General features: G+C 38.6%; 22 protein-coding genes. 11 read left to right on the top strand and 11 right to left on the bottom strand.

The window, feature by feature from the left end:
- Positions 1–94 precede the first annotated feature (94 nt).
- Positions 95–2,053 carry an ATP-binding protein gene (locus tag IPZ59_RS17320; protein WP_236137306.1) on the top strand — a complete coding sequence of 653 codons (1,959 nt, stop codon included), beginning with the start codon at positions 95–97 and terminating at the stop codon, positions 2,051–2,053.
- On the opposite strand, the gene IPZ59_RS17315 is transcribed toward IPZ59_RS17320, so the two are convergent.
- The 4 genes from IPZ59_RS17315 to IPZ59_RS17300 all read right to left on the bottom strand — a co-directional run bounded on the left by IPZ59_RS17315 (position 1,996) and on the right by IPZ59_RS17300 (position 7,876).
- On the bottom strand, positions 1,996–2,868 hold the full coding sequence (locus IPZ59_RS17315; RefSeq protein ID WP_236137305.1) for a type 2 periplasmic-binding domain-containing protein: 873 nt from the start codon (positions 2,866–2,868) through the stop codon (positions 1,996–1,998). The genes IPZ59_RS17320 and IPZ59_RS17315 overlap by 58 nt on opposite strands.
- A 13-nt stretch (positions 2,869–2,881) precedes the next feature.
- Positions 2,882–4,216, bottom strand: coding sequence for an MFS transporter (locus tag IPZ59_RS17310; RefSeq protein ID WP_236137304.1), 1,335 nt, complete (start codon positions 4,214–4,216; stop codon positions 2,882–2,884).
- Between the two features lie 20 nt (positions 4,217–4,236).
- Positions 4,237–6,663, bottom strand: a complete 2,427-nt coding sequence (locus IPZ59_RS17305) for a glycoside hydrolase family 31 protein (RefSeq protein WP_236137303.1) — start codon at positions 6,661–6,663, stop codon at positions 4,237–4,239.
- A 184-nt stretch (positions 6,664–6,847) separates the two neighbouring features.
- Positions 6,848–7,876 carry a LacI family DNA-binding transcriptional regulator gene (locus IPZ59_RS17300; protein WP_236137302.1) on the bottom strand — a complete coding sequence of 343 codons (1,029 nt, stop codon included), beginning with the start codon at positions 7,874–7,876 and terminating at the stop codon, positions 6,848–6,850.
- 349 nt (positions 7,877–8,225) lie between these two features.
- On the opposite strand from IPZ59_RS17300, the gene IPZ59_RS17295 reads away from it, so the two are divergent.
- The 4 genes from IPZ59_RS17295 (at position 8,226) to IPZ59_RS17280 (ending at position 14,849) form a co-directional block, all read left to right on the top strand.
- Positions 8,226–9,293: a SusE domain-containing protein gene (locus tag IPZ59_RS17295; protein WP_236137301.1), complete on the top strand. Its 1,068-nt coding sequence runs from the start codon at positions 8,226–8,228 to the stop codon at positions 9,291–9,293.
- 87 nt (positions 9,294–9,380) lie between these two features.
- Entirely contained in the window at positions 9,381–12,161 is a 2,781-nt protein-coding gene (locus IPZ59_RS17290) for a DUF4961 domain-containing protein (RefSeq protein WP_236137300.1), read from the top strand.
- A gap of 15 nt (positions 12,162–12,176) precedes the next feature.
- Positions 12,177–13,238, top strand: a complete 1,062-nt coding sequence (gene fbaA / locus IPZ59_RS17285) for a class II fructose-bisphosphate aldolase (RefSeq protein WP_236137299.1) — start codon at positions 12,177–12,179, stop codon at positions 13,236–13,238.
- A 105-nt stretch (positions 13,239–13,343) separates the two neighbouring features.
- Positions 13,344–14,849 (top strand): alpha-amylase family glycosyl hydrolase, encoded by a 1,506-nt coding sequence (locus IPZ59_RS17280; RefSeq protein WP_394800745.1) that lies wholly within the window; start codon positions 13,344–13,346, stop codon positions 14,847–14,849.
- A 332-nt stretch (positions 14,850–15,181) separates the two neighbouring features.
- Here IPZ59_RS17280 and IPZ59_RS17275 read toward each other — a convergent pair whose 3' ends face one another.
- On the bottom strand, positions 15,182–16,006 hold the full coding sequence (locus IPZ59_RS17275; RefSeq protein WP_236137297.1) for a universal stress protein: 825 nt from the start codon (positions 16,004–16,006) through the stop codon (positions 15,182–15,184).
- 59 nt (positions 16,007–16,065) lie between these two features.
- Between IPZ59_RS17275 and IPZ59_RS20280 the strand changes: the two genes are divergently transcribed.
- Positions 16,066–16,200 carry a hypothetical protein gene (locus tag IPZ59_RS20280; RefSeq protein ID WP_262912223.1) on the top strand — a complete coding sequence of 45 codons (135 nt, stop codon included), beginning with the start codon at positions 16,066–16,068 and terminating at the stop codon, positions 16,198–16,200.
- A 92-nt stretch (positions 16,201–16,292) separates the two neighbouring features.
- The gene (locus tag IPZ59_RS17270) at positions 16,293–16,952 is read left to right on the top strand and encodes a Crp/Fnr family transcriptional regulator (protein WP_236137296.1); all 660 of its coding nucleotides are present in this window, start codon (positions 16,293–16,295) and stop codon (positions 16,950–16,952) included.
- A 76-nt stretch (positions 16,953–17,028) separates the two neighbouring features.
- Here the strand turns inward: IPZ59_RS17270 and IPZ59_RS17265 are convergent, their stop codons facing one another.
- The 3 genes from IPZ59_RS17265 to IPZ59_RS17255 form a co-directional block, all read right to left on the bottom strand.
- Complete coding sequence (locus IPZ59_RS17265; protein ID WP_236137295.1) at positions 17,029–17,646, bottom strand: carbonic anhydrase; 618 nt, start codon at positions 17,644–17,646, stop codon at positions 17,029–17,031.
- Positions 17,646–19,397 carry a SulP family inorganic anion transporter gene (locus tag IPZ59_RS17260; protein WP_236137294.1) on the bottom strand — a complete coding sequence of 584 codons (1,752 nt, stop codon included), beginning with the start codon at positions 19,395–19,397 and terminating at the stop codon, positions 17,646–17,648. The genes IPZ59_RS17265 and IPZ59_RS17260 overlap by 1 nt, the downstream gene beginning before the upstream one ends.
- Positions 19,398–19,835: 438 nt before the next feature.
- Positions 19,836–21,032 (bottom strand): exo-beta-N-acetylmuramidase NamZ family protein, encoded by a 1,197-nt coding sequence (locus IPZ59_RS17255; protein WP_236137293.1) that lies wholly within the window; start codon positions 21,030–21,032, stop codon positions 19,836–19,838.
- 41 nt (positions 21,033–21,073) lie between these two features.
- On the opposite strand from IPZ59_RS17255, the gene IPZ59_RS17250 reads away from it, so the two are divergent.
- Positions 21,074–22,291: an ABC transporter permease gene (locus IPZ59_RS17250; RefSeq protein WP_236137292.1), complete on the top strand. Its 1,218-nt coding sequence runs from the start codon at positions 21,074–21,076 to the stop codon at positions 22,289–22,291.
- Here the strand turns inward: IPZ59_RS17250 and IPZ59_RS17245 are convergent.
- Positions 22,278–23,021 carry a polyprenol monophosphomannose synthase gene (locus IPZ59_RS17245; protein ID WP_236137291.1) on the bottom strand — a complete coding sequence of 248 codons (744 nt, stop codon included), beginning with the start codon at positions 23,019–23,021 and terminating at the stop codon, positions 22,278–22,280. The genes IPZ59_RS17250 and IPZ59_RS17245 overlap by 14 nt on opposite strands.
- Positions 23,022–23,120: 99 nt before the next feature.
- On the opposite strand from IPZ59_RS17245, the gene IPZ59_RS17240 reads away from it, so the two are divergent.
- Positions 23,121–23,999, top strand: a complete 879-nt coding sequence (locus tag IPZ59_RS17240; protein WP_236137290.1) for an ATP-grasp domain-containing protein — start codon at positions 23,121–23,123, stop codon at positions 23,997–23,999.
- Here IPZ59_RS17240 and IPZ59_RS17235 read toward each other — a convergent pair.
- On the bottom strand, positions 23,996–24,784 hold the full coding sequence (locus IPZ59_RS17235) for a tetratricopeptide repeat protein (RefSeq protein WP_236137289.1): 789 nt from the start codon (positions 24,782–24,784) through the stop codon (positions 23,996–23,998). The genes IPZ59_RS17240 and IPZ59_RS17235 overlap by 4 nt on opposite strands.
- A gap of 62 nt (positions 24,785–24,846) precedes the next feature.
- Here IPZ59_RS17235 and IPZ59_RS17230 point away from each other — a divergent pair, with 62 nt between their 5' ends.
- Positions 24,847–25,332, top strand: a complete 486-nt coding sequence (locus IPZ59_RS17230; RefSeq protein WP_236137288.1) for a heavy-metal-associated domain-containing protein — start codon at positions 24,847–24,849, stop codon at positions 25,330–25,332.
- Positions 25,333–25,344: 12 nt separating this feature from the next.
- Positions 25,345–26,415 (top strand): globin family protein, encoded by a 1,071-nt coding sequence (locus IPZ59_RS17225; RefSeq protein ID WP_236137287.1) that lies wholly within the window; start codon positions 25,345–25,347, stop codon positions 26,413–26,415.
- A gap of 129 nt (positions 26,416–26,544) precedes the next feature.
- Here the strand turns inward: IPZ59_RS17225 and IPZ59_RS17220 are convergent, their stop codons facing one another.
- On the bottom strand, positions 26,545–26,943 hold the full coding sequence (locus tag IPZ59_RS17220; protein WP_236137286.1) for a response regulator: 399 nt from the start codon (positions 26,941–26,943) through the stop codon (positions 26,545–26,547).

The raw sequence follows: 26,943 nt of genomic DNA, 5'->3' as shown, positions 1-26,943 counted from the left end.
TATTCTGCTGTAATTCCATTTTTTATTTATTACTTTTAGTTTTTACAAGAAGTAAGCCACCATGAAGTGTTTTTTAAAAATACTTTTGATTAGTATGAGTTTGATCACTACCTCTCTGTTTGGACGGCAAGAGGCTGAAATCGATTCTTTGTCAGCATTTGTTCTTCAAACCTCAGACAAAGCGCAAAAACTTGAAGCACTCAACCGATTAACTTTTTTATTGAGAGAACAGGAATTGGATAAAGCTTTAGGATATGCACTTACCGCTGAATCCTTAGCACTTGAACTCGATGATAGAATTTCGCTGGGACGTGCCAAGGGGAATATTGGATGGATACATTATCGGAAAGGGAATTGGAATTTAGCATTTAGATATTCCAAGGATGCCTATTTGATGGGAATAGCCAACCAAGATAATTTAGAGCTTGCAATGGTACTTAATAATTTAGGCGCACTTTATTATCAGCAAACAAATTATAATCAAGCGATTAGTTATTTCAAAGAGGCTCTGAGTATCGCCACTTCTATTGATGATACCTATACCGTCATTCGCAGCCTTAATAACATAGCTTTAAACTATTCAAAGCTAGATGAATTAGATTCTGCATTGCATTTTGCTAATATGGCTCTTGAAACCAATGAAATTGCTGGGTCTATTTATTTCACTAGTTTTACACTCAGAGTCATTGGAGATGTAATGGTAGCAAAAGGTGAACTGGATGAAGCTATCACAATTTATAACAATGCTTTGACTCAAGCGTCCCATCAACGATTAAGGTCTTTCGAATCATCTGTTTTGCATCGACTTGGGAAAGTATATACTTTGAATGGATCTTACGCAACAGCCGTTGAACTTTTGGAAAGAGGTAGGGAATTGGCAGAAGAAGGAGGCTTTAAAGATGAGTTAGTTCAGACCTATTATAATCTTTATAAAATTTATGACCTTCTTGGGAATATTAATCTAGCCTACGAAAATCTACAAAAATTTACAGTGTTGAATCAGGAACAAGAGATTGAAAGTGATAAAAGTAAGCTGAAGTTGATCCAAAGCATGTTTGAAGTTGATAAGGTGGATGCCGAACTCTCCGCTATCAAGGCTGAGTCCCAATTGAAAAGTGTTAGGTTGCAGCTTTTTCAACGTTTTACATTTTTTGGAGTATTACTATCTTTTATCTTGATAACCCTAGTATTATGGATGATTTTTATCAATAGACGTAAAAACATACTTTACCAGCGACTATTGATCGAGAGGGATCTTGTAAACAAACAAAAAATTGATCTGGAAATTAAGTCCCAAGAGTTGAATCAAGCCAATAAAACTAAAAACAAGATTTTGTCAATTATTGGCCATGATTTGAAAGCTCCCATTGGACAGTTAAAAGGGGTTTTACAGTTACTCGTGGACAAAGATCTTTCTAAAACTGAATTCGAAGAAGTAAATCGTAAAATCCTCCTAAACTTAGATGAACTTTATTCCAATATGGATAATGTTTTGTATTGGGCAGTTTCCCAAATGGGTGGATTTAAAATTCAGCAAGAACTTATTGAGCTACATGAACCTGTTTATTCTGCTTTTAATCTTTTGAAATTTACAGCAGAAGAAAAGAATATTTTGATAGAGATCGATGTGCCATCCACTCATCTAATTGAGACAGATAAAAATATTCTTACGTTGATTATCCGAAACGTGTTAAGTAATGCAATCAAGTTTTCAGAAAAGTATTCTGTAATCTCCATCAAGTCTAGCTCAGTAAACAATAAGATAGTAATCTCCATTAAGGATTCAGGGAAAGGAATGTCCTCCTTTAAAATCCGTGAGCTCATTGCGACCAAAAATTCTCTAGTAGAATCATCACAGGGTACTGAAAAGGAAACTGGAACAGGGTTGGGCTACAGTTTGATTAATGATTTTATTGGGCAGATTGGAGGGGCAATTCAGATTTTTAGTGAAGAAGAAAAAGGCTCAGAAGTATTGTTGATATTTGAAAACCCCAATCAAGGGGTTAAGACTACCAATTCTTTAGATATTAGCGAGGATACTTCAATAGATTGATCTATAAGCTTTAGTTCTTCTAAAATCTGAATTATTTTACGGATCGTAGTGATAGAAATCTCATTAGTTTGTGCCCATTCTGTCTGATGAATCCAAGCTGCTACATCCGCCTCCAATAACCCGTATTCTTGACTGATAGCAAGGATTGTTTCAGGATCCTTTTTCACTCCATTAGCTAGACTTTTAATAGCTTGTTGGAGTTGTTGCATGATGGGCTGATGTGTTGTCAAAAAATCTTCTCTTGCTACTGTTACAAAGCAAGGCCAAGGTGTTGGAATTTCCCCGATTCTGTGAAAAACACCTGTGAGTACATAAGGGTTTGTTGTGAATTTTTCCCAAAGAAATATATGATCCTTGGAATCCTCAGCATTTCGGATAGCTCCTTTCAAATCGTTAATTACTTCAAAGCTTATTTGAGAAATATTCCACGCTTCTCTTTTGGCAAGTACAAAAGCCATAAGGTGAGACCCTGACCCATACCTAGAAATCGCAATGGTGGGTGCTGTATACGACTGTAGGGGTCTTTTTTGAAGTCGTGCTGTGGTGTGAATCCCCCAGGTTAATGGACTGGATACATACCAATCAGTTATTAACGCAGGATTCCCCTTGACTTTATCTTGAATAAAACTCTCTGTTAAAATAATAGCAAGATCAGTTTCATTATTTCTCAAGGCCGCATTCATAGCTCCAGAACCTTTGGGTTCATCGATCCAAATCAACTCATATCCTTGGTCAAGGTAAGGTTGGCTTTGGATGAGTTTTTTCCATAAAAAATTAAAATGTTCAGGAACTCCAGTAATTCTAATTTGCTGCATAGGATCTGTTATTTCATCCATCATGGGTGACACTTCTGTCCGTGATCAATAGATTAGCGGCGCTTGCTAGTATCAAAGCGGTGCCAGCTAAAACCATTGTAAAAATCACTTCTTCCCCAAACAGGAATTTATACATAAAGTTTATCCCTCCTAAGGAGGCCACGATTTGAGGAATTACAATAAACATGTTGAAGATTCCCATGTAAACCCCCATTTTTTTAGGATCTACAGAGCTCGAAAGCATGGCATAAGGCATAGAAAGAATACTTGCCCAAGCAATACCTACCAAAGAAAATGATATATGAAGCATCCAAGCCTCTTGGATTAAGTAAATACTAATGAAACCTACTCCTCCTGCAAAAAGAGAAAACATGTGAAGTAATTTCCTATTGATTTTGACCTTGCTGGTAATAAAAGCCAAAGTCAAAGCAAAAATCATGGATACTAAACCATATGTTCCTAAATAGTTTCCAACAGCATCTGCCGCATTATTATATTCGAGGGAGCTTGTGTCCGTTGCCTTAAATACATGTTCTGTAATGGCGGGCGTTGCAAAAGACCACATGGTAAAAAAAGCAAACCACGAGAAAAACTGGACGACACCTAGTTTTATCATGACATTTGGCATTCCAACAATGTTATTAAAGATCTCGGATACTCCATTGAAAAAACCTTTACTCTCTTCTTTTTCTTTGTTGAATTTGTCTAAATCCTCTGGCGGATACTCCTCAGTGGTAAATATTGTATACGAAATCGACGTAAAAAGCACGAGCGCACCAATGGCAAAAGCATATTTGACTGAATCAGGAATGACACCCGGTTCTGCAGTATTAGATACGCCTAATTGTGTCATCATCCAAGGTAGGTTACTAGCCACCCAAGTACCTACACCGATAATCAGTGTTTGTACCATAAATCCATAGGATCGTTGTGAATCAGGTAATTTGTCGGCTACTAATGCACGAAATGGTTCCATACTGATGTTGATGGAAGCATCCAAAATCCATAAAGCACCCGCTGCCATCCATAAAGCACTAGAGTAGGGGGCAAAAAACAAAGCGATGGTACTCATAATTGCACCTATGAGGAAAAATGGTCTTCTTCTTCCAAAGCGAGGATGCCAAGTGCGATCGGAAAGATACCCAACGATAGGCTGCACAATTAACCCTGTAAGAGGTGCAGCAATCCATAAGATTGGGATGGTATCTTTTTCAGCTCCAAGGGTTTGAAAGATCCTTGACATGAATCCTCCTTGTAATGCAAAGCCGAATTGGATTCCTAGAAATCCAAAACTCATATTCCAGATTTGCCAGAAACTTAACCTTGGCTTGAGATCAGAATTTTCCATAATGGATGCCGGTTGTTGGGTTATTGTAGGTGTATGGTGATAAGTTCAGCCGTGTTTTTTACTTCAATACAAACACAGTTTTTGATTGAATAGTAGGGATGCTCATATTCTGGCAGCGGATCAAACTCAGTTAGTTTTCCCAAAAAGGCAATGTCTTCCTGTTTGGTTGGATAGTGAGTTCCATTTACATGAGCCTCAAAAGTCGTTTTGCCGTGAAAGTAAATCCGAAGCTGCTCAAATTTACTAGGAAAGCTGCCTTCGGCTACTCCTATTTCCAGGGTGTTTATAGAAGGGTTCCATGTAATCAAACGGCTATAGTAATCACCATTTAAATAGGCTTTAGAAATCCCATCATCTTCATAATGAAGGTATTCATTGGACTGTTGACCTTGGTACACATGCAGGTGTAGGACGCCATCATGCGCATCAGCTGTATGTGAAATGTCTGATTGAAGAGCTAGAATAGCGGATGCTTTTACATAGACAGGTAAATAGTTGAGCGGACAATCTTGATAGATGGTTTGTTTTCCTTGGTGTAGTTGGTCGTCAAAAAGATAGTACCATTCACCTTCCGGAAGATAAACTTTTGTAATTTCTTTGTGGCTTTCTATCGGAGCTATCAGTAATTGATCGCAGAAGATGTATTGATTTTGAAATACTGACTCATAAATTTTTGGGTCAAACGAGTAATCTATAGCCAAACTTTTAGAGACGGGAAGTCCAGTTTCTACACTTTTCTTAAAACTGCTATAGATGGTGGGAAGCATCCTGTATCGGAGCTTCATATAATTGCGGGAGATTTCTTCCACCTCTTCTCCAAATGCCCAAGGTTCGGCATCACTGGAGTTGATCATGGAGTGGGCGCGATAAAATGGAGCAAAAGCTGCGATGCTCATCCAACGGGCAAATAATCCTTTTGTAGCCTCACCCGCAAATCCGCCAACATCATAGCCAGCAAAGGAAACACCACTGAGGCCAAGACTGTTGACTAAGCGTACGCCAGCTAACATATGCTCTTCGCTTGCAACATTATCTCCTGTCCAAGCGGCTGCGTACCGTTGAATACCTGAGAATCCGGCTCTTGTTAAGACAAATGCACGCTCTTGTGGGTTTTGGAGTTCAGCGCCTTCTTTGGCACTTCTGGCCATTTGATACCCATAGATATTTCTAGCTTTTCTATGGGAAACCTGTTCTCCTTCATATGAAAATTCAATCAAGTTGGGGGTAAATTGACCCCAAGAGGCAGGTTCGTTCATGTCTGTCCAATATCCATCCACACCAGCTTCTTTGTAGAAAGCCATTTGTTCTCCCCACCATTGACGAGTCTCTTCTTTGGTGAAGTCAGGAAAAGCACACCAACCAGGCCATACTTGACCTTCATAAATAGCTCCATCAGGATATTTGACAAAAAGGTCTTTGGCCAACCCATCTGCGTAAGGAGCATAGGAACTGTCTGTTTTTACCCCAGGATCCATGATGATGACCACGCGGAATCCCATACTTTTGAGTTGTGTAATCATTTCCTGAGGATCCGAAAACTTCACGGGATCAAATGTAAACACCTTATACTTATCCATGTGATGAATATCTAGGTAGATTACATCAGCAGGCATTTGTTTATCCCGGAAGGTTTTTGCCAATGTGAGAACTTCTGAATCTGGATAATAGGAGTAGCGACATTGTTGGAAGCCTAATGACCATAGGGGAGGCATCTCCATTGTGCCAGTCAATTTACAGTAGGCTTGGATGATATCTGCTACTTTTTCTTCATGGAAAAAATAGTAATCCATATCACCATCATCTGCGGAATAATAGATGAATCGGTTATTGGATGCGCCGAAGTTAAAGATCGTTTTGTGTGTATTGTCAAAGAAAATTCCATAGGCTCGATCTTGATGAATACCTATGTAAAATGGAATACTCATATATAATGGGTCGTCACCTATTCCATACCCAAAATAATCCGTGTTCCAATTGGTGTATGCACTTCCAGCTCTATTTAAGCCTCCTGTTTTCTCACCGAGACCGATAAACTTTTCATCTGGTTGCACACGCTTGTAATTGGTAACCTCTGTCCCGAGCCATGATACTCCAAAAGCTGGATCGTCTTGGTTGAGGATATTTCCGGATGTATCTAAAAAGGAAAGATGAAAAGGCGCTAGATTTACCTCACAGGTGATTTTTGAGGTTTTTAGGACAATCTTTTCATTACTCTCCAAGATCTCAAAAGGAGTTAACTCCGGCGCGCTGATTACACTGTAAGGATTACTCGAAAACTGTGATTCTTTTCCAACTTGAACCCGGATTGTGTTTGCATCGTACACGGTCAGTCTAAAAAAGGCCCGTTCTGTTTCTCCACTAATTCCCGTAGCGGATTTTTCCCAAAAAACTATAGTTCCTGCATTTGAATTTTGTTTGCTATTAGGGGGTTGAGCTACTGACTTCATTGATTAGTTGATATAATTGAGTTTTTGGAATAAAATAAATTTAAAGACTAAAAGTGAGGTAAAAAAGCGCAGACTCGTAACAATTTTCCAAATTTAGTTTAGCTGAGAGAGCTAAAGTTCCTTTTTTTCTAAATTTTCAAAGATTCAAACGTTTGCACAAAAACTTTAATTTTCTCTAAAATAATTATCTCTTGGAAGATTTTCTGATGATTAAATCTGTGTCGAGTACTACGCTCCTTTGTTCTTTTTCCAAATTTCCAGTTTTGTTCATCATTCCCAAAAGGATTTTTGTAGCAGTTTCGCCAATACATGCTCCTGGTTGTGAAACAGTACTCAAAGGAGGATCTATCATCGAAGAAAATTGCCAGTTAGAATACCCCACCAAGCCTACTTCATCGGGTATGCGGATGCCCAAGGATTTTAAAGCCATCATAGCTCCTGCGGCTGCCATATCATGATGAGCAAATAGAGCATCAGGCTTTTCGCCTGGTTGTTGGAAAATTTCTTTGACAAGCTGAAAACTTTCTTCTTCATTTCCACTGGGACATTCAACGATCAAAGAGTACGCAATCGAGGGGTCAAAATCTTTCAACGCACTTAAGTAACCGGCTTTTCGCTGTTTGGTAATAGTCAAATTTTCTGGGCCGGATATATGTGCAATTTTCCGGTAGCCTTCTTGTAATAAATGTGTCACGGCATTGTATGCACCCTGAAAATCATTCACGGTAACATTCACGGCATCATCAATTTCCGGTATTCGGTCAAAGAATACGATGGGCAGTTCTAATGCTATCAGCTTTGTAAAGTGTTCAAAGTCTTTGGTTTCTTTAGAAAAGGAAACCAACAACCCATCTACTTGATTGGCGAGCATGGTATCCAAAACACTCTTTTCTCGCTCATATTTTTCATTTGTCTGACAGAGGATTACATTATAACCGTTGGCATAGGCTATTTCTTCTATACCGCTGATAACAGTTGAGAAAAAGAAATGGACTACTTCAGGAATAATTACTCCTATCGTAAATGACCTACTTTGGCGCAAGCTTAATGCCACAGCATTGGGCCGATAGTTTAACCGCTCAGCTGTTTCTTTAACTTTTCTTTTCGTATCCTCACTAATACCCGGATAGTTTTTCAAAGCTCTTGAAACTGTGGATAAGCTTACATTTAGCTCTTTTGCAATATCTTTAATGGTAGCTTGACCTAATTTCATAAAAATTATACTTTTCTAATGCTGATAAAGGTAAAATTATTTACGGGATTCCTTTATTTATTGATTCAAAAAAAGTTCATGAAAGTAATAGAATTCTGAGAATTTCTTGAGGCTTGCAAGTGATTTTTAGTAATGGAAAACGTTTGCGGTTACGTTTGCACAAACTAAATCTAAAATAATTCTACCCATAATTTGGTTTAGCGTGAAGATTTTGTTAATATTTCATATGGTTGAAGTGATTTAATCCATTCTGATGAATTGGCTTGACAATTATCTTAGCTTATAATCAATAAAAAATAGTACATAACCAATACAAATAAATCCAAATGAATACCAAAACTACTAATTTATGAGAGTACTTACTAAACTATCTTTGGCAGCATTGATGCTCCCCCTTATTTGGTCTTGTGGTGAGGTCGATAATCCTCCAATCATTCCACAAACTAGTTCTAATCTTGTTTCTGCACCATCTACCATTGTAATTGAAGAGGCGGATTCAGCTTCCATGATTTCTTTTACTGTTTCTCCTGTGGACTTCGGAATACCAACAGATGTTGAATATACTTTGCAGGCAGATAGACCAGGGGCAAATTTCGCAAGTCCTGTAGATATTGGATCCTCAGAGACCACTACTATCACTGTACGTGGGGATGTATTGAATAGAAGAGCAATCGCTAAAGGAATTGTAGCAGGTGAAACAGGCCCTCTTGAATTTAGGGTAAGAGCCACTACTACCCGTGCCCTTTCTCCCTTGATTGGTGCAACCACTACGGTCAATATTACGACATTTGCGACCGCTGAGGTGGTTAGAAATTTATTCTTGGTCGGTGATGCTACAGCTCCAGGTTGGAACAATAACAACAATAATCCAGCTTTATTTAGAGATCCTGAAAATCCAGATTTATACGTTTATTCAGGTTTCTTTGCCCAAGGTGCATTTAAATTGATTGAGAATTTGAATAATTGGAGACCTCAGTGGGGAACTGATAATGGGACCACCGTTCGTGTAAACGTTGGTGATGATGAACCAGAAGCAATTCCTGTTGCCTCCGCAGGTTTCTACACATTTACTGTTGACTTATCAGATGGATCCTTTAGTTTAGTACCATTTGATGGTCCTACTGATCGTGTATTCGAAACAATTGGTATTATCGGTTCAGCAACTGCCAATGGTTGGGACGCTTCTACCGCTATGGTTGGGACAAATTTTGATAGGCATCTATGGAGAATTACCGCGACTTTAACTGCTGGTGATATTAAATTTAGAGCTGATAATGACTGGGCTGACAATTGGGGCGCAGATACTGCGATCTCAGGTGTAGGTGTTCAAGGCGGTCCTAATATCCCAGTTGAAGCTGGGAATTACACGATTTGGTTTAGCTCCCTCGATGGAAGGTATATTTTAATAGAACAATAAAAATTTGACCTTGAAGAAAAAGGCTACTTCTATCAGGTAGCCTTTTTTATTCTATTCCTATACACCACAATTAGTAATTCCATCATCATGAACAGAATATTAGTTAGTTTATTTTTTTGTTGCTTTGTAAGTTTAGAAGCATTTGCTCAGGTCACTACTGTTCCCGAGTTTCCGAGAGCCAATCAAAAATTGAAAATCATTTACGATGCCTCGCAAGGGACTACTGGCTTACGGGGAGTTGAGCCAGTATATATTCATATAGGAGCAGTTGTTGCAGGCCCAACATCTACTACATGGGCTATTGTACCGTTTCAGTGGGGTACATCCAATCCGGATGCCCGTATGACCAAGGTCAGTGATAATATTTGGGAGTGGGAAGTTACTCCCAATGAGTTTTTTTCAATCGCTCCAAATCAAACGATTTTTCGCTTGGGGATGGTATTTAGAAATGCAGCAGGCAACCTTGAGGGAAAAACAGCCACCAATCAAGACTTTTTCGTCAATCTAAGCCAAGGATTTGAAGTTACATTTCAGCAACCTACCTCTCCATCAATTTTATTGGAAATCGGTGAGCAGCAGTTGATCCGAATCGTTGCAAACGAGATCTCGGATTTATCTATTCAGGTAAATGATGTCCCAGTAGCCTCTCAAGAAGATGCGTCAAGCTTGGAGTATACTTTTGTTGCCAATGAGGCTGGAGAGTATGAGATCAAAGCTACTGCTAGCCTTGGGGACGATGTGGCTGAGGCCATATCTAGAATTAATGTAGTAGGGCCTAGTCCACGTCTACCGCTTCCAGAGGGGGTTAAAAAAGGCATAAATTACATCTCTGATACCGAGGTGATATTAGTATTGGAAGCACCCAAAAAGAAAAATGTATTTGTTATCGGTGACTTCAACGCGTGGGAAGTATTGGCAGATTACCAAATGAACCTCACACCTGACGGAGAGTTGTTTTGGCTGAAGATTGAGGACTTGGTGCCTCAGGAAGAATATATTTTCCAATATTTAGTTGATGGCTCTATTCGGATTGGGGATCCTTATGCGGATAAAATATCAGATCCATTTTTAGATACAGAAATCATTCAACAAGGGAGATACCCTGGTTTAAAACCTTATCCGGAAGGAAAAACAGAGTTTCAAGCAACCTTTTTGCAGACTGCCCAAACACCTTATGAGTGGAAGTATACGGATTACAAAAAACCAAAACCAGAGGAATTAGTGGTTTATGAATTGTTGGTGAGGGATTTTGATGAACGTAGAACATTCAAAGCGGTAATTGAGCGCTTAGATTATTTAAAGGGCTTAGGTATCAATGCTATCGAATTGATGCCGATCAAAGAGTTTGAGGGGAATCTTTCGTGGGGATATAATCCAGCATTCTTTTTTGCTGTGGATAAATTTTATGGCCCGAAAAACCATTTAAAAGAATTGATTGATGAGGCGCATAAGCGTGATATGGTAGTGATTTTAGATATGGTATTGAATCATGCCTTTGGACAAAACCCTTTCGTCCGATTGTATAATGACGGTGATTTTGGAGCGCCTACCTTGGATAATCCATGGCTCAACAGAGAAGCCAAGCACCCGTTCAATGTAGGCTATGACTTCAATCATGAAAGTACTTACACCAAGGCTTTTGTAGACACCGTTAATAATTATTGGTTGACAGAGTACAAATTTGATGGCTACAGATTTGACCTTAGTAAAGGGTTTACACAATTTAATTCTGGCGATAATGTTGGTCTATGGAGTCAGCGGGATGAGTCTAGGATCGAAATTTGGAAAAACATCTATGATAACATCAAAAGCTCCCATCCGGACGCTTACGTAATATTAGAGCACTTTGCCGATAATTCGGAGGAACGGGAATTAGCTGATTATGGGATGATGTTTTGGGGGAATGAAAACTCCAATTTCAGGGAAATAGCCAAGGGAGGTAATCGAAACTTTGATTGGGGATATTTCCAGACAAGAGGATGGGCGAAAAATAACTTGATAACCTACATGGAGAGTCATGATGAAGAACGTACCATGTGGGAATCCTTGACATGGGGAGTTACTACCCCGATAAATATTCGTCAATTGAGAAATGCGGTCAATAGAAATCAATTGATGGCAGCCTTCTTTTTTACGATTCCTGGTCCAAAAATGCTCTGGCAGTTTGAAGAATTTGGATATGATCTTGAACTCAACAATGACCGATTGGGAATCAAGCCTACACGTTGGGAGTACTTAGATAATCCAGAAAGACAGCGATTGTTTAAATTGTATCAGGCTATGATTCATTTGAAAAAAGAGCATAAAGCCTTCAATAGCCCTGACAATACAATACTAAACCTTGCTCAACCTTTAAAATCCATTCGCTTGGTTGATGGAGATTTTCAAGTGATTTTGCATGGGAATTTTGGTCTAACAGATGTAACGAATGCTACCTTGAGCTTCCCTGGTCCTGGCACCTACTACAATTATTTTACGGGAGAGGAAATCCAAGTTACGGGCAATACACGAACCTTCCGATTGCGAGCAAATGAGTTTTTACTTTTCACCAATCAGCCCTTGCCAACTCCAGAGGAAGGGATTTTGATGGAAGACCCGATTACTTCTATCAATCCTGAGGTTGATATTTCTGAGATGAAAATTTATCCTGTTCCTGCACAAAATCGTGTGAATATTTTGATTCCAGATGGTATTGGAAGCTTTCAGTACAGAGTAATTGATGTGACTGGAGCGGTGCTTTCGGAACAAGTTTTTCCAGGTGGTGATAATATTTTACAATTGGATTTAAAGGATTTTAAAGCGGGTATTTATATCTTTGAATTAAATGATAACCGAACGGTCATTAGAAAGCGATTTTTGAAACAGTAATCAACAACAAAAACCATGAAATTTAAACCCGGTGTAAAGTATGGCGAAGAGCTAAAAGACTTATTAGCTTATGCTAAAGAGTCCGAATTTGCAATGCCAGCTGTCAATGTGATTAATACGAGTACAGTGAATGCTGTATTGGAAACTGCAAAAAAAGTAAACTCACCTGTAATCGTTCAGTTTTCGAACGGAGGAGCACAGTTTTATGCAGGTAAAGGTGTAGGGAATGAAGGACAAAAAGGTGCTATCGTAGGTGGCGTTTCTGGTGCATTGCATGTACATAGGATGGCTGAAGCTTATGGTGTTCCTGTGATTTTGCATACAGACCATGCCGCTAAAAAGTTACTTCCTTGGATTGACGGATTATTTGCAGAGGGGAAATCTTATTTTGAGGCATTTAAAAGACCCTTGTTTTCAAGTCATATGTTGGATCTCTCAGAAGAAACAGTGCATGAAAATCTTGAAATTTCTTTAGCTTACTTTAAAGAGTTTGCAAAGCTAGGCATGGCTATAGAGATAGAATTAGGCATTACAGGAGGGGAAGAAGACGGAGTTGATAATTCGGATGTAGATAGCAGTAAGCTTTACACGCAGCCTGAAGAAGTTTGTTATGCTTTTGAACAATTGAGAGAAGTGTCTGACTTATTTACAGTGGCGGCATCTTTTGGTAACGTTCACGGGGTGTATAAGCCTGGTAATGTGAGCTTGAAACCTGAAATACTTAAAAATTCTCAGGACTACATCAGTAAGAAGCACGGACTAGGTCCTAAACCGGTCAATTTTGTATTCCACGGTGGGTCTGGTTCATCATTAGAGGAAATCAGAGCAGCCAATAGCTATGGTTCTATCAAAATGAACATTGATACAGATCAACAATGGGCTTTTTGGGAAGGAATTAAGAATTATTACCAATCCAATGAAGGCTACTTGCAAACCCAATTAGGTAACCCTGATGGGGCAGATAGTCCAAACAAGAAGTACTATGATCCGCGTGTATGGTTGAGAAAAGGTGAAGAAAACTTCATCAAACGACTTGAACTTGCATTCGATATGTTAAATGCGATCAATAGAAATTAATTATTGACTTAAAAATTAATAGAAAAAGTCACGTTAGGTGACTTTTTCTATTTCCTAAGGAGTATGAAATATTTGAAAGGAATTGCTTTTTCCATCATTGTAGGAATGTTGTCATCTTGTGGAGGAGTAGGGTCGGGCGAAGTAGAAAATCACTGGCCGCACGCTGGAATTACATATGAAATTTTTATACAATCTTTTTACGATTCTGATGGAGATGGGATCGGAGATATCAATGGAGTACTAAAGAAATTGGATCATGTCAAGGAGCTGGGGGCCAATGCTATTTGGTTTATGCCTATCATGCCTTCACCCACCTATCATAAGTATGATGTGACTGATTACAAAGATATTCATCCGGATTATGGGACGATGGATGATTTCAAGCGATTGATTGAAGAAGCCCACAAAAAAGACATTAAAATTGTGATTGATATGATCATCAATCATACCAGTACGCAGCATCCTTGGTTTTTAGAGTCTCAAAAAAGTAGGGATAATCCTTACAGAGATTATTATGTCTGGGCACAAAAAGATACCATTGCGGATTTTATTAATAAGAAGACAATTACACTGGATAGTGATAACATTCGCCAATGGCATGACCCTGGATTTGGAGAAGATTACTACTATGGATTTTTTTGGGGAGGGATGCCAGATTTGAATTTTGATAACCCCAAGGTTCGAGAGGAAATTTACGATATCGGTCGCTTTTGGTTAGAGGAAGTCGGGGTAGATGGCTTTAGATTAGATGCTGCTAAGCATATATTTCCCGATGATAGACCAGAGGATAATCACGCATTCTGGAAAGAGTTTAGGGAGAAAATGACCGCAATCAAACCTGATATTTACTTAGTAGGAGAGGTGTATGATCGTAAAGAAATCGTTGCCCCATACTTACCAGGATTACCCGCGCTATTCAACTTTGATTTTCATTATACGCTTATTGAGGTGTTTAGAAAAGCAGATGGAATGCTCTTTGCTAAAAAGCAAAAAGAAGTTTTAGATTTCTACCAAGGGATTACAAAAGATTTTATCGATGCCACATTTTCGTCTAATCATGACCAGGAAAGGTTACTGAATTCTCTCGAAGAAAATCCTAAAAAACTTAAACAAGCAGTCACTATACTCATGACCATGCCGGGTGCTCCTTATCTTTATTACGGAGAAGAAATTGGGATGTTGGGAAAGAAGCCGGATGAACATATCAGAGAGCCATTTTTATGGGATTTAAAAAATAATGACAAGGGAAGAACCAAATGGATTCAACCAATCTATAGTACGGATGAAACTGTAACCCCATTGGCGATTCAAAAGTCTATGTCTACTTCCTACTTTAATCATTACAAGGAGATAATAAAGTTAAGGAATTCCAACAGAGCCTTGGCATTAGGGGATTTGACTTTGTATGAAGGAGGGCTGGAGCAGCAATTAATGGCTTATTTCCGTGAATATAAGAATCAGTCCTTGTTTGTGGTTCATAACGTGGGAGATACTGAGATTTCCCTTGATTTACCAAAGGATTATGATCATCTGTTATACGGTTTGGGAACTGTAACCATAGACGAGGGAGTGCTTGTACTTTCTCCTTACAGTAGTGCAGTGGTCAAGTAAATAAGAAGATTACAAAATCCTCTTGTAGAGGATGCTTTGAGAGGTTACCTGATTTATTGGGTAGCCTCTTTTTGTTGAGTTCAAAACCAGCACTTGAGCACTTAAAAGCTAAACTTTCGTATAGAATTTAAGGACGCTAATTCTAACATTAGACATCCTCCCCTAATAATTCGAATTATAGAGCGGAATCTTTTTTGTTAGTTTGTTCAATCTGTGGCTTTTAAAATGCTAAAAAAAATAGAGGTCTATTTTTAAGTAATAGACCTCTAAATTTCCCCTAAAGCTGTTTTTATATTTTCATTTCTGAAACAGTCTAGCCAATGAAAGCTACTTTACAACTTAACACTCAAGACTGGTATTTCTGATTTAAATAGGAATGTTTCGGTGTTGCCTAATAGATAAGATGTTTTGGACTTTCGGTTGTTAGAAGCTATTCCGACATATCCGATTTTATGTTCGTCTGCAAATTCTTTGATTCCCTTCTCTACTTCATGATGGCAGTAAATATGTTTGTGTATAGTTAAGTCTTCCAATCCTTTCGCAAATTTGTCCATTTTGCTCATAGCTTCCTTAGATGTGATGAAATCTTTGGGTGTATTGACAAAGAGAAAGTGAATAGAAGCTTGAAAATCCTTGAAGAATGGTTTCATTTTTAAGAATGCAGGCTTACTATCTTCATCAAATGTAGAGGCAAAAGCCATTTTGCGAAGGTCATTTCCGTTCATGATTTTTTTGACGGCTAATACAGGACAAGCGGCATTTCTCATTACCTTTTGAAGGTTTGAACCAATGAATTTATCCTTAGTATGCCCCATTCCATAGGCTCCGATGATAATCAAGTCTGCTTGATGTTTTTGAGCAATGATGACAATTTCTTCATGTGGCACACCTACTTCAACCACCGGTTCTACTGGTACCCCATGCAATTGATGGTCAAAGACAAAAGCCTTTAATTTTTCTTTAGCTTCTGCCTCCAAGTCAATGATATGAGGGAATTTGATTTTTCTTTCTGGAGATAGATTTTTCCAATCCAATTCGGTACTCACTACATTTATGCAGGTTATTGTCGCTTCAGACTTTTGTGCGATTTTGATTGCTGTCATAAACGCGTTGTCTGAGTAGGTGGAAAAGTCAATAGGAACAATGAGTCGCTTCATGGCTTTAGGGTTTTTGGTTTTTGGATACCCGAATTTCCATCTATTTTAGGCCATTTTGTATGATCAAAATCATCTCAGTCCATGATTTTTATTCTATTGCAAATGTGATAGGTACTGTATTTTTGAATCATCAATTTGCGAGTACACTCAAGGAATTTGAGCGCTTAGTGATAAACATAGGTTTAGTGGTGTGAAAAAGGCGGGAAAATTTTTCCCGCCTTTTTTTTTGTGACCATTATCACTAACTTACATTCATCATCGCATCTATTTTTGAAAAAAGTTACCTATGGAAGTTGAAGAGTTAAAGCTTAAATTACCTAATATCACCGATCCCAATCTTTTAAAATCTATGCTAGCGCATGGGACAATACATGAATTTCCGTCCGGTAAAATTATTACAGAGCCGGGGCAATTTATAAAAATGGTGCCAGTAGTTCTTGATGGTGCAATTAAAATATTGCGGATGGATGATGATGGAAAAGAGCTGTTTTTGTATTACTTAGAACCAGGTGAGACTTGTGCCTTATCATTGACGTGTTGTTCGGCATCTAAACCTTCTGAAATCAAAGCTGTTGCGGAAGAAAAGACAATTATTCTGGGAATTCCCTTACAAAAACACGAGGAATGGACAGATCAGTTTAAGCAATGGAAGGATTTTGTAGCTAATACCTATCAGGCAAGGTTTCAGGAAATGTTAGTAGCCCTAGACGCTGTAGCTTTCAAACGTATGGATGAGCGATTGATGCGCTATATTGTGACAAAGATGAAGCAGTATAAAGCAAATGAACTCAGTATAACGCATCAGGAGATTGCCAATGAACTCGGTACTTCCAGAGAAGTGATCTCTAGACTTTTAAAACAGTTGGAAAAAAAGAAATGGATTGAATTGGGCAGAAATGTGATTTATATCCGAGATGATTTTGAGGAATTGATTACGAAAGATTAGTGAGATAACAAGCAGTAGCTTCTCCAATTCTAAACATTTAAAAAAGGGCCGTCTTTCATCAAAAGACGGCCCTTTTTTAAATGTGAGCTGGTTCTAAATTGTATTTCTTTTTGACATCATGAACAAGCCCTGTTGAAAAGTCGAATACCCAGGCATGAAGTCTCAAACCCTCTCCTCTGTCCACAGCTTTTTTGTATACAGAAGTTTGTTTGATGTTTTCGATTTGTTCCAACACATTCATTTCTACAAGTAGGTTGATTTTGTCATCGTAGTTTTCCAAGTCGTCCAATTCGGCTTTATGATGCCTGATGACATCTTTGATATTGGCAAGCCAGTTATCAATCAAGCCATTGGTTTTGTTTTCAAATGCAGCTTTGATCCCTCCGCAACCGTAATGTCCATAGACAATGATGTCTTTTACACCCAAACTTTCAACAGCATATTGCATGACCGAAAGAAAGTTTAGATCTGTATGGGACACAACATTGGCAATATTTCGGTGAATGAAAAACTCTCCAAGATTATTGCCCAAGACTGTGGAAGGGGACACCCTGCTATCCGAACAGCCGAGTAAGAGGGCAATGGGTTTTTGTCCTTCTTTGATATCTGTGAAGTAGGTAGGGTTTTCTTTTAAAATTTCAGAAGCCCAGGCTTTGTTGTAATCAAAGAATTTGTTAAGATTAGTGGTGCACATTATTTTACTGTAGTTTGAGTGGCGTATGAATTAATTTCTTCCAAGATCTTTGGATCTATTTCGTGATCATATGATCCACAGGCGGAATTGTCATCAATGAAAATATTGTCTTTACCAATTTCTTCAATCAAATTCCATCGGTTCAATACATCCCTGATTGGGCCTTTTACGCTACTCATAGAGCCTATGATACCTGCCTTTTTCCATATTGCAAACCATTCATGGAGTTCATGAGCGCCTGTACTGTCTATATGCGTTACACTTTCCATATTTAAGACTATCAATCGCAGTTCTCCATCTTTTTCCAAAACCCATTCATCAATTTTGGATTTAATGTAAGCTACATTTGCAAAGTAAATTGGACCATCGATTCTTAAAACCAAAATATCTTTTCTCTCTTGTAGATTTTCGAACCGACTGATATTTCTGTAAATCGTTGTTCCTGGAACCTTTGCAAGCTTGGCCATATGTGGCCGGGTAGCTTTGTAAATGACCACCAATAAGGAAAGAACCATGCCTGAAATTATACCCGTTTCAATGCCTAAGGTGAGCGTAATGATAAAGGTAGCCATCAGCATGACAAAATCTGCCTTATCCTTTTTCCATAAGTGGATTGGCTCTTTATAATCGATCAAACCTGAGACAGCCACCAAGACAACAGCTGCTAAAATTGCACTTGGTAAATTGTAGAATAAACCAGTAAAGAATAAAAGGGTCAAAATAATTAAAACAGCTGAAATGATCGAGGACATGGTTGTTTTTGCTCCTGCCTGATTATTGACAGCAGTACGTGAAAACCCTCCAGTTACAGGATATCCTTTAAAGAAAGCCGAACCGAAATTAGCCATGCCAAGTGCAATCAATTCTTGATTGGCATTCAATTGATAGTTTTTATGTTTTGCTTGGATTGTTTTGGCCACTGCAAAGCTTTCTGCAAAACCAACCAATGAAATCGTCAATGCGATTGGGAATAAGGTTTTTAATGACTCTAAGTCAAATGAAGGACTTGAAAAGGTAGGAAGACCACTCGGTACATCTCCTACAATTTTTACTCCTTGACTCGTGAGGTCAAAGCCTGCTACTAGTCCAATTCCTACAATAACTGCTACGAGTGGAGCGGGGAAGGAGGGATGTATCTTTTTTCCAAATTTAATGATGATGATTCCCAACACTCCAATTCCAAAAGTGACCCAATGGATGTCTGAAATATTTGTATAAATCGCCACAAACATTTCTTGTACATGCTCAGAATTCGGTAAATTGATTCGAAACAAATGCTTGATTTGGCTCAAACCGATGATGATTGCAGCAGCGGAGGTAAACCCATTGATGACAGGGTGGGAGAGGAAATTGACAACAAAGCCTAATTTAAGTACCCCCATACCAAACTGAATTACGCCAACCAAAAATGCCAATGATAACGCAAGCATTAGATATTGCTCTGGAGAGGAAGGGTTTAGAGTTGCAATCCCTGCAGCTGTCAATAAGGAAACCATTGCAACAGGGCCTACTGCTAACTGACGGGAAGTACCAAAAATTGCGTATAAGATCAAAGGGATGGTTACTGCATATAATCCGTGGATAGGTTCCAGACCAGCTAGCATCGCATAAGCCATACCTTGTGGGATTAGCATGATACCGACTGTTAGGCCAGCTGATAAATCCCCTTGTAGATCTGTTTTTTTGTAAGTAGGCAGCCATTCCAAAATCGGAATATATTTTTTCAATAAACTGCTGTTCTGTTGCTTCATAGGTTGTTGTAGCTTCTGTTTGCTGTAGTTATAAACATACATACAAAAGTCTACATTGCTAGTCCTATAATCGGTGATGATTGTTACAGGAGAAAAATTTTATACATATCAACTAGATACTGGACTTTGTACCATGTCTCATAGCTCTTCCCAACTCTCGGATTTAGGACTACTAATCACCAATCACTTAAAGGATGAAGGATGAAAGGGGTTTTGGACCACCAATTACCAATCACCAATCAACCAATCACTAATCACTTAAAGGATAAAGGCAGAAGGATGAAAAGGGTTTTGGACCACCAATTACCAATTACCAATCACCAATCAACCAATTACTAATCACTTAAAGGATGAAGGATGAAGGCAGAAGGATGAAATTGGTTTTGGACTACCAATCACCGATCACCAATCACCAATCAACCAATTACTAATCACTACTCACTCATATAGCAAATACTTCTCCCGCATTGCTTTATACGCAGCAAGATCTGATTGCCAGGAAGTACGGATTTCATTTTCAGATTTTCCAGCCAAAATGTCTTTTCGGAGTTGATCGGTACCTGCGAGTTTATCAAAGAAGTTATTGAAAAACTTCTCTTTTTTGCCCGAAATTCCATAAGCATGCAAGAGGTATTGGAGGGTGAATTGATGGTCTAATGATTCCTCACGTAGGTCTACACCGTAGCAAAGTTTATTCTGTTGAGGTGGACTTTTGGACATGCCCACGATACTTACTGGTGTAAATGTGAAGTCACCAAATTTTGGATCTGGATATCCATACATCTGGAAGGGGTAGTATGTTCCTCTTCCTAAGGATACATCAGTACCTTCAAAATAGCACAAGGAAGGGTATAACCTAATGGATAGATCATTTGGGAGATTGGGTGATGGTTTGATGGGCAGGCTGTAGGAGTCTGTTCTTTTCCAGTTTTTCACAGGAATGACCTCTATAGATGCTTTTACTTGATTTTTAAGCCAACCTTCTCCATTGATCATGTGTGCCAATTCACCCACGGTCAGCCCGTGAACGACAGGGATGGGATGCATCCCTACAAAACTTTCAAAGCCTTTTTTTAGCACTGGACCATCTATATAGTTGCCGTTCGGATTGGGTCTGTCAAAAATGAGCATGGGCTTGCGCTGCTCCGCACAAGCTTCCATTACATAATGCATGGTGCTTATGTAGGTATAAAAGCGAACACCTACATCTTGGAGATCATAGATAATAATATCTACATCCTGAAGCTGTTCAGGTTTGGGTTTTTTATTGTCTCCATAAAGAGAAACGATTGGGAGCCCGGTATTTTTGTCGATCTCAGAATTGATAACTTCACCTGCATCAGCATCACCTCTGAATCCGTGCTCAGGAACAAATACTTTTACCACATTCAACCCCTCCATCATTAGGTAGTCCACTAAATGCATACCATTTTTACTTTCCAATACCGCTGTTTGATTGACAACTAACCCAATTCTTTTACCCGCTAGTTTGGGGAGATAAAGATTAGGTTGCTCAGCAGCTGTCAAAATACCTGATAAAGTATTTGAGTTCATTGCCTTTTGCATCGGTTGGGCCCCTTGAAATACAGGTAGCAGTAAAAAAAGAGAAAGAATTGTTATTTTGAATAGGTTCATAGTTATTTTGCACCAGATTTTGACTAAAAATACTAAATTAATTGAACCTATCGTATTTCATTTCTAAAAGAATCAGTTTTCAGCGTTCAGGTGGCTTTACTGGGACGATCCATAGAATTGCAGTTGCTTCGGTGGCGATAGGTTTGGCTATTTCTATGATTTCCTTTATGATCTTAGGTGGTTTTCAACAGGAAATCTCTCAAAAGGTCTATGGGTTTACAGGGCATTTTCAAGTAACCAAATTCATGTCAGGCAATGCCTTCGAGGAGATCCCTACGTCTATTGATACTGATTTTTATACGAATTACACCCAATTAGACTTCATTGATCGGGTACAAGGCTATGCACACAAACCGGGATTGCTGAAAGGAGACAATGAAGTTGAGGGCGTCTTATTGAAAGGTGTTACCCCAAGCTTTGATAGTGTTGCGTTCTTGCCTTCGATGGTCGAAGGAAGATTTATTCATTTTCAAGATTCGAGTGCGAGTAATGAAATTATTATTAGTAAGCGTATTTCCAATAAGTTACTTATAAGCACTGGGGATAGGATTACCATGTATTTTGTGCAGGATCCCCCACGATTTAGGAGGTTTGAAGTAGTAGGGGTGTACGAAACTTTTTTAGAAAATTTTGATGATAAGATTATCATCGGTGATATTCAAACCATTCGAAACCTCAATGGATGGAGTGAAGATCAGGTGGGTGGTTTTGAAGTATTTGTTAAAAGTATTAGAAATCTTGACGAACAAGCAGAGGAACTCAGTCAGCGTCTGGACTTTGATTTGAAGTTGACGGATGTAAAAAATAAATATGCAGAAATTTTTGATTGGTTGGAGCTATTAAATAACAATGTATATATCTTTTTGGGCTTAATATGCTTTGTAGCGGCTTTCAACATGGTTTCGATCTTATTTATTCTGATCATGGAGCGAACACAAATGATAGGTATATTAAAGGCACTGGGAGGCCGAAATACACAGATCCGAAGAATTTTTATTTGGAATGGTGTTAGGATCATTGGGAGAGGCCTGCTTATCGGTAATGGTATTGCCCTTGTCTTTGGCTTTTTACAGAGCTATTTTTCACTGATCCCTCTGGATCCTGAAAATTATTACATGAATACTGTACCTATTTATTGGAATTTGCCTGTATTCCTCATATTAAACCTTGTGGTGTTGGTTGTGACAACGCTGGTTCTGTTTATCCCTGCGATTGTGATTTCCAACATTCAACCGATCAAATCCATCAGGTTTGATTAGGTTTATATTTAAAAAACCAACTTCTGATTTTCATGTGAATAACGCCAAAGACGGCTTCCTTGAAAATTTTAGTGCTCATTTTTGAAGTGCCTTTGGTCCTATCAGTAAAAATGATGGGTACTTCTTTAATTTTGAATCCTAATTTCCATGTCTTGAATTTCATTTCAATTTGGAATGCATATCCTACAAATTTGATTTTTTCCAAGCGGATGGATTTCAATACCTCAACTTTGTAACACTTGAAACCTGCTGTTGCATCCTTGATAGGCATGCCGGTAATCATTTGAACATATTTGCTTGCAAAAAAAGACATCAATACTCGAGTCATTGGCCAATTGACCACATTGACACCTGTGATGTATCGAGAGCCTATGGCAAGGTCATAACCATCTACCGCGCAAGCATTGTACAATCGAATAAGATCTTGAGGATTATGGCTGAAGTCTGCATCCATCTCAAAAATATAGTGGTAGCCATTTACGATGGCGTAGTGAAATCCTTCTAAATAGGCAGTTCCTAGTCCGTTTTTGCCCTTTCTGACAATTAAGTGCAAACGATCCTGGAATTCATGTTGTAAAACCTTGACTTGGTTAGCAGTGCCATCAGGAGAGTTATCATCAATGATGAGCAACTCAAAGTCCCCCTCCAATGCCATGACGGCATGAATGATGTCCTCAATGTTTTCGGATTCATTAAAAGTTGGGATGATGACGAGTTTTTCCTTTTTCATAAAATCAAAGTCCAAAAATATTACTTATCCTGTACAAATAAACCATACTTGTATAAAAAAGCTAAAAATGCCTATACTTGTGCCTGAATTCAATCATTCATGAAACTCGCAGTAATTACCTATCAAGATAGAGGATCCTATGCCGTGGAAGCGGTTCCCGATGAAGATCAACTTCTGAGCTTATTATTAGACCAATTGAATATTTCGTATCGATTTGAGGTGTGGTCGGATAATTCGGTCAACTGGAAGCAATACGATGCTTTATTGCTTAAATCTCCTTGGGATTATTTTGACTATTTTGAAGATTTTAAGGGTTGGTGTCAAAATATTCAAGACTTAGGTATCCCTGTTTGGAATGATTTGAATACAGTGTTATGGAATTCAGATAAGAAATACTTACTAGATATTAAGAAAGCGGGCTTAGGAATTGTCTCGACTACATGGATTGCGAAAGGTTCGATGACAGTTTTAGAGGATATCATACAAGCTTCAGACGAACAGCAACAATTTGTGATCAAACCAGCTATCAGTGGTGGCTCCAAAAATACCTTGAAGTTTCATGTGAGTGAATGGGGTGCTATCCAATCCCAAATTTCTGAATGGATTCAACAAGAAGCATATTTATTACAGCCTTTTGTGCCAGAGATCGCAGAGATAGGGGAGTATTCCTATATCTTCTTTAATGGGGAGTTTTCACATGCTTTGGTGAAAAAGGCAAGTGCGGGAGAGTTTAGAGTACAGCATTTTTTCGGTGGGACAATTCATCCTTTTGAGCCAAGTTTGGAAGAACTAACTCAAATTAAGACTTATGTAGATACATTCGCCCAAGACACATTATATGCACGGGTAGATGGTGTTTGGAGAGCAGGGGAGTTTTTGTTAATGGAGCTGGAATTGATAGAACCTTATTTGTTTTTATTCACCCATCCAAAAGCGTTAGAAAATTATAAATCAGCTTTGCAAAAACGATTGGTTTAACAATTTTCAATCTGCAACTGTGCAAATATACTTCCTTGAATGGCTGCTTTCTGTAAGTCCTGACAACCGGTTGGATCTCTTAAGAGTATTTTGGTTGCACCTCTTCTGGCCAATGCTTCTGTATGCTCTGGCTTTGCTTCCAATACCCGATTGAAGTCTTCCATTGCCCAACTCAAGTATCCTATGGTCATTCGGACCAAGCCTCGGTTATAGGTAGCGATGAGGTTGTCGGGATCATATTTCAAACACATGTTAAATGATCCTGCTGCACCTAGTAAATCTCCAATTTGGGTGCGAGCCATTCCTTGATAGAAATAGACAAGAGGGTGTTTATCGTTAATTTCTTTTGCCAATTGCAAGAACTCATCTGCACTGTGATACTTTTTGTTTTTAAGTAAGGCTTGACCTAGTTGAAAAAGTATATCAAAGTCCTCGGGATCATTTTTAGCCGCAAGCAAATAAAAGTTTTCTGCCTCTCGAAACCGCTCTTGCTCCCAATGTATTTTTCCTAAACCAGCAAAAGCCTGTGCATGATTGGGGTCTAACTTGAGGATACTTCGATAGTCCTCTTCCGCTTTAGACCACTCCTGTAGTTCTTCAAAAGCACGTGCTCTTAAGTGCAAAGTGTTGATATCTGTTACGTGCAGAAATAGAACCTTAGAAAATTCATCTACAGCCTCATGGTATTTACCCGACCTGAATAAACGTTCTCCTTCTGAAAAACTCCCCATACATCCTGAAAGAAAGGAAATACAAATTAAAGCAAAAACAATTGGTGTCTTCATAACTAAATGTAAATCATGTAAAACTAATGATATAAATTCAATAATCAAAAAAAATTAAATACTTGAAAATCCAATTCTATGCTTTGCCTCGTACATCCCTGCAAATGGACAAAGTTATGATCAAGCGAATTGTTATTGGCCTTACAGCTGTCTTCTTTGTAATGATAGCTACGCTTGCCGTGCACATTTACATGGTAACTAGGCCTGCACCGGGTGCGATTAGTACTATTACAATGGGAAGGATAGATTTTCATGATTCCCTTGACTCCTTGCAATCACATCAAATCCTAAATCAAACCAGAACATTGGAAGGTGTCAAAGATGTCAGGATGAATAGATCTGATGGCTTTTTAATTTGTCTGTATGACCGGAACAAATGGTCTGGAGAGGAATTGACGGACTGGATAGTGAATGAATTTACTGTTTCTGCCAGTTTTTTTAGACCCAGCGAAGAGTTACTTGCACAATCTTGTCCTGCCATTGATAAGACTTCATTGACTTATCAGTTAGGAGCATTTTTTCAGCGCATTTTCGAAAGCAAACACTAAATTATCTATACTATGAAAAACGTAAAATTTTGGTTACTCGGAATTTTAGGAACAGGACTAGTGCTTTTCAGTTCCTGTTCAGATGATGATGGTTCCGCTCCTATGCTGGACGAATCATTTTATGCGCAGCAATTAGGAGGGGAAACTAAAGTACCAGACCCTATGAATCCTGGCCAGATGATTGAACAAGGGTTTTTGAACCTTAGGACTGTAGTAATGAACACAGTTACGACAATCGCTACCAATGAAGGAGGTACATACAATGCTTTGCAACCATATTTTTCTGTTCTTTTAAATGAGGTGGGACGAGGAGAAACAACAGGGTTAAATATTTTAGTAATGGATTTTGCTAAATTTTTAGCAGAGGCTACAGGTTCGAAAAATTTCTCTTACAATGGTTTGGATATGGTAGCCGCTCATGATCCTGCGAGAAACCCTCGGATGAATGGTTTGGTCAACAATGCAGACTATGATCTATTTATTCAAGCGGTGGTAGAAGGTGCAGGGCAGGCAGGTATTACAGATAATACTGTTTTAGGACCTGTTGGGCAACTTTTAGAATCCTTGAGACAACCCATTGTACAAAGAGCATCCAATGAAAACTTGGATTTGTATACCCGTCTAGGAGGATCTGGATTGGTGGATGATCCCGATAATCCTGGTCAGTTGATTGAAGCAGGATATATTCCATTGAGAGCTGTGGTAACAGAAACTGTGATGGTGATAGCTACCAACGAAGGAAGAAAGTATGAAGATTTACTTCCAGCATTTTCGGTACTTCTTGCAGAAGTTGGAGCGAATAATTCATCAGGATTTGGAATGTTGGTTACAGGATTCAGTGATTTTTTGGCCCAAGCTATTGGTTCACAAAATATCCGATATGTAGGTTTAAATATGGCGGATGCCCATAATCCTTTGGTAAATCCGCGGATGACTGGAGTTGTTACGGAATCAGATTATGATTTGTTTATAGAGGCGGTGGTAGAAGCAGCGCTTAATCTAGAAGTTCCGATGAGTGTAATCGAGGAATTTGGTGGTTTGTTGACAAGTCAAGGACTTCGTTCGGCGATTGTGCAGGGGTAAATTTGGGTTGAGTAGTTAAGGAGTACTGTTGGAATTTGTCTGAGGCAACTATCCAGCAGTGCTCTTTGATTTTGTAGTATGGCTAAGGAATTAATTTGTTTTTTTGGTTTATGAATATGAAAGGAATACTTAACTTTTTCTAAATATGGATTCATTGGAAACAAGTTGTTCCATATCTTGTAGAGTAACTGGTTTTTCTAAAAAGTTAAATACTTGGGGATACTTTTCAGCTAATTTTTTGTCTGAGATATTTACCGATGAAGTAACAATACAGACATGTACTGTTCTTGCTGGTAAGTTTTCATTGAGCATTTCCAAAAAATCCCAGCCAGAGAAACTGGGCATATTGATATCCAATAGTACAAGGATAGTATCTTTTAGTTGAGTGCTTTCGTGGATTTCTTTTAATGCGTCGATTCCGGACATATACTCCCATGGTTGATAGTCTTTAAAGACCTTTTTTACAATCCTACTGAGTAACATCAAATCAATATCTCTATCATCTACAATTAGTATGTCAAAATTCAT

Source organism: Mongoliitalea daihaiensis (assembly GCF_021596945.1).
Lineage (GTDB): Bacteria > Bacteroidota > Bacteroidia > Cytophagales > Cyclobacteriaceae > Mongoliitalea > Mongoliitalea daihaiensis.
Note: the sequence above shows the minus strand (reverse complement) of the source record. Positions and strands in the feature narration are given on the sequence as shown.